Annotated in this window: 7 protein-coding genes; 6 read left to right on the top strand and 1 reads right to left on the bottom strand. The window is 61.6% G+C overall.

Annotation, left to right across the window (positions count from 1 at the left end; genetic code table 11):
• The first annotated feature begins 368 nt into the window (after positions 1–368).
• Together dnaE and JL2886_RS05490 are read left to right on the top strand one after the other, a co-directional pair.
• Positions 369–3,881, top strand: coding sequence for a DNA polymerase III subunit alpha (gene dnaE / locus JL2886_RS05495; RefSeq protein WP_065271087.1), 3,513 nt, complete (start codon positions 369–371; stop codon positions 3,879–3,881).
• Positions 3,882–4,023: 142 nt separating this feature from the next.
• Positions 4,024–5,622 (top strand): putative bifunctional diguanylate cyclase/phosphodiesterase, encoded by a 1,599-nt coding sequence (locus JL2886_RS05490; RefSeq protein WP_133245375.1) that lies wholly within the window; start codon positions 4,024–4,026, stop codon positions 5,620–5,622.
• Between the two features lie 95 nt (positions 5,623–5,717).
• Here the strand turns inward: JL2886_RS05490 and JL2886_RS05485 are convergent, their stop codons facing one another.
• Positions 5,718–5,912: a SlyX family protein gene (locus tag JL2886_RS05485; RefSeq protein WP_065271085.1), complete on the bottom strand. Its 195-nt coding sequence runs from the start codon at positions 5,910–5,912 to the stop codon at positions 5,718–5,720.
• Positions 5,913–6,061: 149 nt separating this feature from the next.
• On the opposite strand from JL2886_RS05485, the gene JL2886_RS05480 reads away from it, so the two are divergent.
• The 4 genes from JL2886_RS05480 (at position 6,062) to hisG (ending at position 10,272) form a co-directional block, all read left to right on the top strand.
• A complete protein-coding gene (locus JL2886_RS05480) occupies positions 6,062–6,865 on the top strand; it encodes a crotonase/enoyl-CoA hydratase family protein (protein ID WP_065271084.1) in 804 nt (267 codons plus the stop codon).
• A 140-nt stretch (positions 6,866–7,005) separates the two neighbouring features.
• Positions 7,006–8,493 (top strand): histidine--tRNA ligase, encoded by a 1,488-nt coding sequence (gene hisS, locus JL2886_RS05475; protein WP_065271083.1) that lies wholly within the window; start codon positions 7,006–7,008, stop codon positions 8,491–8,493.
• A 4-nt stretch (positions 8,494–8,497) separates the two neighbouring features.
• Positions 8,498–9,586 carry an ATP phosphoribosyltransferase regulatory subunit gene (locus JL2886_RS05470; RefSeq protein ID WP_065271082.1) on the top strand — a complete coding sequence of 363 codons (1,089 nt, stop codon included), beginning with the start codon at positions 8,498–8,500 and terminating at the stop codon, positions 9,584–9,586.
• The gene (gene hisG / locus JL2886_RS05465) at positions 9,583–10,272 is read left to right on the top strand and encodes an ATP phosphoribosyltransferase (RefSeq protein WP_065271081.1); all 690 of its coding nucleotides are present in this window, start codon (positions 9,583–9,585) and stop codon (positions 10,270–10,272) included. Before JL2886_RS05470 ends, hisG begins: the two co-directional genes overlap by 4 nt.
• Positions 10,273–10,322: the final 50 nt, after the last annotated feature.

Here is a 10,322-nt window from a genome sequence, read left to right as displayed (position 1 = left end):
GTTTTCCCGTACTGCCAACCCTTCGATGCGACGTAGAAGAGCCAGCGGGATATATGCATGCTTGTTAAGCATAGCCTAGAAAGCCCAAGCGGATTCTGGCAAGAAAAAGCGACACTACGGGCGGCAAAAGCTTTTGGCCGTGAAATCGTCCGGTCGAATGATTTCCATTTGTTATTAGTGCGGTAGCGGGGATTTGAGTGCGCTGGCTTGCCGCGCCTGTTGAAAACACTTTCAAAAAGAGGCGAAGAATACAGCCCATTATTCAGGCGAAAAGACAGAATCTGCGGTGACAGGCGGCAGCGCGCAAACTGCCGGGCGCGGCACGAATGCGCTTTTCTCCTGCGCGTGGGATCGGATAGCTTGCAGCCATGACCAACGCTCCCCGATTCATTCACCTGCGCACCCACACCGAATACTCTTTGCTGGAGGGGGCGCTGCGGCTGAAGAAGCTGCCGGATCTGTGCAAGGCAAACGATATGCCTGCCATTGCGGTGACGGATACCAATGCGATGTTTTCCGCGTTGGAATTCTCGGTCACCCTGTCCGGCGCCGGGATCCAGCCCATCATCGGCTGTCAGGTGGATCTGACTTTCGAGAAGACCGAACCGGGAGAGCGCCCCAAGGCGCCGGCCCCCATCGTTCTGCTGGCCCAGAACGAGGAGGGTTACGAGCATCTGATGAAGCTGTCCTCCTGTCTTTACGTGGACAAGGGTGGGCAGCTGCCGCAGGTCACTCTGGAGGATCTGGAGGCCAATTCGGCGGGGCTGATCTGTCTGTCCGGCGGGCCGAACGGGCCGGTGGGACAGCTTTTGCAGCAGGGACAGCGCCCGGCGGCCGAAGCGCTGATGCAGCGGTTGAAGGCGATCTACCCGGATCGGCTGTATGTAGAATTGCAGCGCCATCCGGGCGAGGACGGGCAGCCCGATGCGGAAAAGCTGACCGAGCGCGGCCATGTGGAAATGGCCTATGCGATGGAGCTGCCGCTGGTCGCCACCAATGACGTCTATTTCCCCAAGACCGAGATGTATGAGGCGCATGATGCCATGATCTGCATCGCGGAAGGCGCCTATGTGGACCAGTCCGAGCCGCGCCGCCGCCTGACCGCACAGCATTATTTCAAAAGCCAGCAGGAGATGGTCACGCTGTTTGCCGATCTGCCCGAGGCGGTCGAGAACACGGTGGAAATCGCCAAACGTTGTGCTTTCATGGCCTATCGGCGCGACCCGATCCTACCGAAATTTGCCGATGACGAGGTGCAGGAACTTAGGCGACAAGCGAACGAGGGCCTGCAGAACCGGCTTGCGGTGATCCCGCATGCGGTTAGCGTCGAGGAATACCAGAAACGGCTCGATTTCGAGTTGGACATCATCGAGGGCATGGGCTTCCCCGGCTACTTCCTGATCGTTGCGGACTTCATCAAATGGTCCAAGGATAACAATATCCCTGTCGGGCCTGGCCGTGGCTCGGGTGCGGGCTCGTTGGTGGCCTATGCGCTGACCATCACCGACCTTGACCCTTTGCGCTACAGCCTGCTTTTCGAACGCTTTTTGAATCCGGAACGGGTTTCTATGCCCGACTTCGACATCGACTTTTGTATGGACCGGCGTGAAGAGACGATCCGCTACGTGCAGCAAAAATATGGCCGCGACAAAGTAGGCCAGATCATCACCTTCGGTGCGCTCCTGTCCAAGGCGGCGGTACGCGATATCGGGCGCGTCTTGCAGATGCCCTATGGCCAGGTGGACCGCCTGTCCAAGATGATCCCGGTGGAAGGGGTGAAACCTGTCTCCATCGAAAAGGCCTTGCAGGACGAACCGCGCTTGAAGGAAGAAGCCCGCAATGAGCCTGTGGTGGACCGGCTTCTGACATACGGTCAACAGGTCGAAGGTCTGCTCAGGAATGCCTCGACCCACGCGGCGGGGGTGGTGATTGGCGACCGGCCACTGGATGCGCTGGTGCCGCTTTATCAGGATCCGCGGTCGGACATGCCTGCGACCCAGTTCAATATGAAATGGGTGGAGCAGGCCGGTCTGGTGAAGTTCGACTTTCTGGGCCTGAAGACGCTGACCGTAATTCAAAACGCGGTGGATCTTATCAACCAGTCCGGGCGCGATCTGCACATCGCAGCCGATGGCACCCAGCTTTATGAGCCGCCCGAAGGCGCGGTGAACGAGATCAACGCCATCCCGCTTGATGACGAGGCCTCTTACAAGCTTTATTCCTCGGCCAAGACGGTTGCCGTGTTCCAGGTGGAATCCACCGGCATGATGGATGCGCTGAAGCGCATGAAGCCGAACTGCATCGAGGATATCGTTGCGCTGGTGGCGCTCTATCGTCCCGGTCCGATGGAGAATATTCCAACCTATTGTGAGGTGAAGAACGGCCAGCGCAAGATCACCTCGGTACATCCGCTGATCGACCATATCCTTGAGGAAACCCAAGGCATCATCGTCTATCAGGAACAGGTGATGCAGATCGCCCAGGTCATGGCGGGCTATTCGCTTGGCGGCGCGGACCTGTTGCGCCGCGCGATGGGTAAGAAGATCAAGGAGGCGATGGACGCCGAGCGCCCGAAATTCGAAAAGGGTGCGGCGGAGAATGGCGTCGACAAGAAAAAAGCCTCGGAGGTTTTCGACCTTCTGGAGAAATTCGCCAACTACGGCTTCAACAAATCCCACGCGGCGGCTTATGCGGTGGTGTCCTACCAGACGGCTTGGCTGAAGGCGAACCACCCGGTGGAGTTCATGGCCGGGGTCATGAACTGCGATATTCACCTCACGGATAAGCTGGCGATCTATTTCGAAGAGGTTCGAAAGGGGCTGAGCCTGCCCTACGTGCCGCCCTGCGTGAACCGGTCAGAGGCGACGTTCAACGTGGTGAACGGCGAACTGGTCTATGCGCTGGGCGCGCTCAAGAACGTCGGCGTCGATGTCATGCGGCTGGTGACAGCGGCGCGGCGCGAGGATGGCACGGAACGGCCCTTTGTCAGTATTTTCGACTTTGCCCGCCGGGTGAATCTGAAGAAGGTCGGCAAGCGCCCGCTGGAAATGCTGGTGCGGGCCGGAGCCTTTGACCAGCTCGACAGCAACCGCCGCCGCCTGTTCGAAAGCCTTGAGGGGCTGGTCAATTATTCTGCCGCGATCCACGAACAGAAGAATTCCAACCAGGTTTCGCTATTCGGCGAGGCGGGGGATGACCTGCCGGAACCACGCCTCGCAGGAACTCCGGACTGGCTGCCTGCCGAACGGCTGGGCGAGGAATTCAAGGCGATCGGTTTCTACCTGTCCGGTCACCCGCTGGACGACTATATGCCCGCCCTGAAACGCAAGGACGTGATGACCCTGGATGAGGTCACCGCCAAGGCCGAGCGCGGTCCCTTCATGGCCAAGATGGCCGGGGTTGTCGCCGGGCGGCAGGAGCGCAAATCGGCGCGCGGCAACCGGTTTGCCTTTGCCCAGCTCAGCGATACCAGCGGCGCCTACGAGGTGACCCTGTTCTCCGAAGTTCTGGAAAAGTCGCGCGAGTTCCTTGAGACCGGTGCCAAGGTGGTGATCACCGCCGAGGCGACCATGGAAAGCGATCAGCTGAAACTGTTGGTGCGCTCGGTCGGGCCAGTGGATGCGGCCATTGCCGATGCCGGGAAAAGCTCGCTCAGGGTCTATGTCAGCGATGCCAGCGCCATCGGCACTGTGGCCCGCGTGCTGGAGGATGCAAAATCCGCCGCCCGCAACGCCAGCCGGGGCGAGGTGCTAATGTATCTGCAGGATCCCGGTCTTCCGGGCGATGTGGAAATGGATCTGGGGCAGATCTTTCCGATCAACCCGCAGATCAAGGGCGCGCTGAAGTCGCTGGAAGGTGTTCTGGACGTCGAGGAAATCTAACCCCAGACCCGGCGGGAAACCACCGCGCCGGGATGTGGGGAGGGAACCGTTAAAGCTTTAGATAAACGTCTTCTTCTTGCTGAACGTGTTTTTAGGATAACTGGCATAGTCAAAGGGAAACCTTTTGCACTAGGGCTGCTTCGTGTCATCGTTTTTCGCCAGATTGAAAGACTACTGGGTCTACCTGCTGATCTGTGCAGGGACGATGATAACCTTTGTGATCAGCGTTGAAATCGATGCATTCGATACCTTCTACGAGTACAGTCGCGCGCATGAGGACTGGGAGCTGGACGAGATCGCCATTCTGGTGCTCAACCTGGCCTTCGGGTCGTTTGTTGCGCTGATCGTAAGGTCCCGCCAGTTGGCCCGCGTTGCAGGGGAACGGGACCGGGCCGAGAAAGAGGCGCAGCAGTTCGCGTGGCATGATCCCCTGACGGGCCTGCCGAACCGGCGTGCGTTCGTCGATCACCTGGCTACGCTCGACAGCGCAGACGGGGCATCGGGCGGGGTTGTGCTGATGCTGGATCTTGATCGGTTCAAGGCGGTCAATGACATCCACGGACATGCCTATGGCGATCTGGTCCTGATGGAGTGTGCAGCGCGGCTGCGGGCAGAACTCACTGCGGATGATCTTGTTGCGCGTCTGGGCGGAGATGAATTTGCAATCGCGCTGGATCCAGAGACCACCGCGACGCGCGCTGAAAGCGTCGCCCGACGTTTGCTGACTGCGATTTCACAGCCGATTCTGGTGGATGGTATCCGGCTGTCCGTCGGCACAAGTGTCGGACTGGCCTTGCTGACACCCCGGCATAAGGCGTCAGACGCCCTGCAATACGCGGATCAGGCGCTCTATTCGGCCAAGAAAGGCGGCCGTGGGCAATTTGCCTGGTTCGACGCAGAGTTGGAACAGGAGGCGCGGGAGCGGCGCGCATTGGAGCTGGATCTGAAAGAGGCCGTAGCGAATGACGAAATCGCACCCTTTTTTCAGCCCGTCTTTGATATTGCCACCGACAGGCTGCGCGGCTTTGAGGTGCTTGCGCGCTGGACCCACGCCACCCGCGGCGTGGTGCCGCCTGATCTGTTCATTGAAATCGCCGAGGATGTCGGGCTGATTGCCCCGCTGGGCTGGAGCGTCCTGCGCCAGGCCTGCCTTGTGGCGCGCAGTTGGGATCCGCGGGTGCGGCTGGCGGTGAATGTATCGCCGACCCAGTTCCGCGACGGTCATCTGGTCGAGCGGATGAAAGAGGTGTTCGAGGAAACGGGCTTTGATCCCCGCCGGTTGGAAATCGAGCTGACGGAAACCGCAATCATGTCGGATTTTGCCATGGCGCAATCCACCCTAAGACAGCTGCACGCACTGGGCGTCACAGTGGCGCTGGATGATTTCGGGGCAGGTTTTTCGTCGCTGTCAAACCTGCGGCAATTGCCGTTCGACAGTATCAAGATCGATGGCAGCTTCATTTCCGACATCAAGGATCGGCCCGAAAACCAGCGAATCGTATCGGGGATCCTGGCCCTGGCGCATGGGCTGGATCTGGAGGTGACGGCGGAAGGAGTGGAAACCGATGCGGATTTCGACTTCTTGCAGTCGGTGAAATGCGAAATGGGGCAAGGGTATCATTTCGCCCGCCCCATGTCGGGGGAAGACGTGGCTTGGATGCTGGAAACAAAGTGGTCATCGCTGCGGCGCATGCGCTCCAGTTCTGATCCGGAGCAGGACCGGTTCTCCAAGGCAGGCTAGCGCCGCATGCCTGAAACGCCGCAGCGGCGGGGCGGAAACGGGTGACCGTGGCCGGGGAAGGGGCTTTCCAGCCTTGCCTGCAATCCTATAGCAGCTCAGTAATGCGGCGGCCGTTCATCTCCGAAAATCACCCCGCCGGTGCCTTCCTGAGACCGGGTTGCCTCGCGCTCGAACAGCATCTGAACCCGGTGGGTCAGGCGGTCCAGTTCGGTTTGCTGACGGGCAATCACATCGCTCAGCTCGTCAACGGTGCGGGTAAGATGCGCGATCTGTTCTTCCAGGTGCTGCATGATGTGTCTCCTTGGCTGCGCAACGTCATACGCGCGCCGGGCTTGCCGGTCCATGGGGGAAACGCCAACCTGCTACCACGGTGGGCCGACGGGAGACGGCCGACAGGCACAGGATCGACTAGGCACAGGATCGACAGGGAGGACAGGTCATGACAGTCAGCAGCGAAACACGGGATGGTGTCACCACCATCTCCATCTGCCGCCCCGAGGTGCGCAACGCGGTGGATCCGGATACGGCCCGCGCGCTGTTCGAGGCGTTTCTGGCGTTTGACGCAGATCCGGGCGCTCGGGTTGCTGTGCTGACCGGGCAGGGCGGTTATTTCTGCGCCGGGTTTGATCTGAAGTCCGCCGGATCGGGCGCCGCCGATACCTGGATCGCCGGACTGGATATTCCTGAAGGGTGGTCTGATCCCATGGTCGATCCGCTGCCCGGACCGATGGGACCTTCGCGGCTGATGCTGCGCAAACCGGTGATCGCTGCCATCGAAGGACCTGCCGTCGCCGGGGGGCTGGAACTGGCCGCCTGGTGCGATCTGCGCGTGATGGCCGACGACGCGACCGCAGGCGTATTCTGCCGTCGCTGGGGGGTGCCGCTGATCGATGGCGGCACGGTGCGCCTGCCGCGCATTCTGGGGCAGGGACGCGCAAATGATCTGATCCTGACCGGACGCCCGGTGCAGGCATCGGAAGCGCTGTCGATGGGGTTGGCAAGTCGGGTCTGCGCACCGGGGGCCGCCCTGAAGGTGGCGCAGGCGCTGGCCGCCGATCTGGTGCGCTATCCGCAGGCCTGCATGCTGGCCGATCATCTCTCCGCCCGTATGGCACCGGGGGAACTGGCGGCGGCACTGAAACGCGAATGGCAATCGCGCGCAAGCTTCGTGGCCGAAGGGCGCGACGGCGCGGCGCGCTTTGCCGCAGGCAAGGGGCGTGGCGGAGACTTTGCCAATATCTGACAGGCTGTCGTACTCAATCGCAGCTGAGGCGCAAAGGCCGCGACATTGCCTTCGCGCGTATCGTTACCTTGCCGTTGTTACATGCATCGGCTAGACCCCGCGGCACGTATCAGACCAACGACACCCGTGAGGAGGCCACAATGGCCAAAGTCAAGAAACAACCCCGCCCCAAGGCCATCACGCCCAAGGGTTTCCGCGATTATTTCGGCGCCGAGGTCACCCAGCGCACCGAGATGCTGCATGCGATCGCCGGGGTTTACCATCGATACGGGTTTGATGCGCTGGAATCCTCGGCCGTGGAAACGGTGGAGGCGCTGGGCAAGTTCCTGCCGGATGTGGACCGCCCGAACGAGGGTGTCTTTGCCTGGCAGGAAACCGACGAGAGCGGCCAGGGCGACTGGATGGCGCTGCGCTATGATCTGACGGCGCCGCTGGCGCGGGTTTATGCCCAGCACCGCAACGATCTGCCCACCCCCTATCGCCGCTACGCGATGGGGCCGGTCTGGCGCAACGAAAAGCCGGGACCGGGCCGCTATCGCCAGTTCTACCAATGCGATGCCGATACCGTTGGCACCGCTTCGATGGCAGCGGACGCCGAAATCTGCGCCATGCTGTCTGACACGCTGGAAACCGTCGGCATTCCGCGCGGCGATTATCTGGTGCGGGTCAACAACCGCAAGGTCCTGAACGGTGTGCTTGAGGCCATGGGACTTGAGGAAGGCGCTGCCTCCCGCGATGACGTGCTGCGCACCATCGACAAGTTCGATAAGGTCGGCGAAGAGGGCGTGCGCCAGCTGCTGACCAAGGGACGGCTTGATGCCTCCGGTGCCTATATCGACGGTGTTGGCCTTAGCGAAGAACAGGCCGCGCCGGTTCTGGCCTTCCTGACCTCCAAGGCCGCCGACACCGCTGGAACGCTGGAAAACCTGCGCGCTGCCGTGGGCGACAGCAAGATCGGCGCCGAAGGCATTGCCGAGCTGGAACAGATCGGCGCGCTGCTGGCGGCGGGAGGCTATGGCCCCGACCGGATCGAGATCGACCCCTCTGTTGTGCGGGGGCTTGGCTATTACACCGGTCCGGTGTTCGAGGCCGAGCTGACCTTTGAAATCCTTGATGAAAAAGGGCGCAAGCGGCAGTTCGGCTCGGTTGCGGGCGGTGGACGCTATGACGGGCTGGTGAAACGGTTCACCGGGCAGGAAGTGCCGGCCGTTGGGGTCTCCATCGGTGTCGACCGTCTGCTGGCGGCGCTGCGCGAAAAGGGACGTCTTGCCACCCAGCCGACCGGGCCCGTGGTGGTCACCGTGATGGACCGCGACCGCATGGCCGATTATCAGGCGATGGTAACCGAACTGCGTAACGCAGGCATCCGGGCCGAGGTCTATCTGGGCAATCCCAAGAATTTCGGCAACCAGCTGAAATACGCGGACAAACGCCATTCCCCCGTCGCCGTGATCGAAGGCGGCGACGAAAAGGAAAACGGTGTGGTGCAGATCAAGGACCTAATCCTTGGGGCAAAGATTGCCGAAAACGCCACGCTGGAAGAATGGAAAGAACGGCCCAGCCAGTTCGAAGTGCCGCGCACGGATCTTGTCGCGAAGGTGCGCGAGATCCTCGAAAGTCAGGGATAGTCCGATGCCCACACGTTCAGAAATATTGGCCCGCGCCGCACGGTTGCGGATGAATTTCGAGGCGGCCGGTGCCCAGGCAGTCGAGCCGCCGCTGTTGCAGCCTGCGGAAACGCTGCTGGATCTTTACGGCGAGGACATCCGCGCCCGCGCCTATATCACCTCGGATGCGCTGCGCGGCGAACAGATGCTGCGCCCCGATTTCACCGTGCCCGTCGTGCAGATGCATATGCGCCAAGGCGCCGATCCGGCCCGCTATACCTACTCGGGCGAGGTGTTTCGCCGTCAGGAACATGACCCGGACCGCGCCAATGAATATGTGCAGGTCGGCTATGAGGTCTTTGACCGCGCCGATCCCGCCGGGGCCGATGCCGAGGTTTTTGCCCTGATCGCCTTGCAGCTCCGGGGCCTGCCGCTGCGCGCCGCGACTGGCGATATCGGTATCCTGATGGCCGCGGTAGAGGGGCTCCACACCACCGACAAGCGTAAATCCGCGCTGATGCGGCATATCTGGCGGCCGCGCCGGTTCCGCAGCCTGCTGGAACGCTATGCCGGGCGGGGCACCGTGCCGGAAAGCCGCAAGAAGCTGTTGTCCACCGAAGGTTCCTTGAGCGGATCCGCCCCGGCGATTGGCAAACGCCGCGCCGCCGAGGTTGACGCGCGGGTTGAATTGCTGCGCGCCGACGCCGCCATGCCGCCGATTTCCGAGCATGAGCTGTTGGCGCTGGAAGCGCTGATGGCAGTGCGCGAAACCATCCCCTATGCCATCGAGCAGATGCGCGATATCGCGGTGGACCTGCCGCAGATCCTGCCTGCGCTGGATCGGCTGGAGGCACGCAGTGCCGCGATGAAGGCGCGCGGGATCGATGTCGACAGCCTTGATTTCGAAGCCTCCTACGGGCGCACCTCGATGGAATATTACGACGGCTTCGTCTTTGGTTTTTATGCCGAAACCAAACCCGGACTGCCGCCGGTCGCCAGTGGCGGACGCTATGATGCGCTGACCCGGCAGTTGGGGCAGGGAGATGAAATCCCGGCGGTGGGCGGGGTACTGCGCCCCGATCTGATGCTGATGCTCGAGGAGGTGCAGTCATGAGCCTGAAGCTTGGCGTGCCGTCCAAGGGGCGGCTGATGGAAAAGACCTTTGACTGGTTTGCGAAACGGGGCGTGACTCTGTCGCGCACCGGGTCAGAGCGTGAATATGCCGGGGCAATCGAAGGCGTGCCGGGGATGGAACTGGTGCTGCTCTCCGCCGGAGAGATCCCGCGCGAACTGGCGGCGGGGCGGATTCACCTTGGGGTGACGGGCACCGATCTGGTGCAGGAAAAACTGCCCCGCTGGGAACAGCAGGTCGAAGAGCTGGAGCCACTGGGGTTCGGGTTTGCCGATCTGGTGCTGGCGGTGCCGCAGTTCTGGATCGACGTGGATACGCTTGATGATCTGGACGCGGTTGCGGCGGCGTTTCGCCAGACCCATGGACACCGGCTGCGGATCGCCACGAAGTACCACCGGCTGGTGCGTGAATTCCTGACCGAGGCCGGTGTAGCCGATTACCAGCTGGTCGACAGCCAGGGTGCCACCGAAGGCACGGTGAAGAACGAGACCGCTGAAATGGTGGCTGATATCACCTCGACCGGGGAAACCCTCAGGGCCAACCACCTGAAGCTGCTGAGCGACGGTCTGGTGCTGAAATCCCAGGCCACCCTGTGGCGTAGCCGCGAGGCAAAATACAGCGCCGATGAAAAGGCCGCGCTGAATACCCTGTTGGACATGATTGGATAAACTCTCAAGTCGGCCTGCGGCTCCCGCATTTGCGGGGGCCGGGTTCCGCG

This window comes from Phaeobacter gallaeciensis (assembly GCF_001678945.1).
GTDB lineage: Bacteria > Pseudomonadota > Alphaproteobacteria > Rhodobacterales > Rhodobacteraceae > Phycobacter > Phycobacter gallaeciensis_A.
Note: the sequence above shows the minus strand (reverse complement) of the source record. Positions and strands in the feature narration are given on the sequence as shown.

Excerpts from the sequence above, each read along its gene's own strand:
- dnaE (WP_065271087.1), top strand. The coding sequence starts at position 369 with ATGACCAACGCTCCCCGATTCATTCACCTGCGCACCCACACCGAATAC.
- JL2886_RS05485 (WP_065271085.1), bottom strand. The coding sequence starts at position 5,912 with ATGCAGCACCTGGAAGAACAGATCGCGCATCTTACCCGCACCGTTGAC.
- hisS (WP_065271083.1), top strand. The coding sequence starts at position 7,006 with ATGGCCAAAGTCAAGAAACAACCCCGCCCCAAGGCCATCACGCCCAAG.
- JL2886_RS05470 (WP_065271082.1), top strand. The coding sequence starts at position 8,498 with ATGCCCACACGTTCAGAAATATTGGCCCGCGCCGCACGGTTGCGGATG.
- JL2886_RS05480 (WP_065271084.1), top strand. The coding sequence starts at position 6,062 with ATGACAGTCAGCAGCGAAACACGGGATGGTGTCACCACCATCTCCATC.
- hisG (WP_065271081.1), top strand. The coding sequence starts at position 9,583 with ATGAGCCTGAAGCTTGGCGTGCCGTCCAAGGGGCGGCTGATGGAAAAG.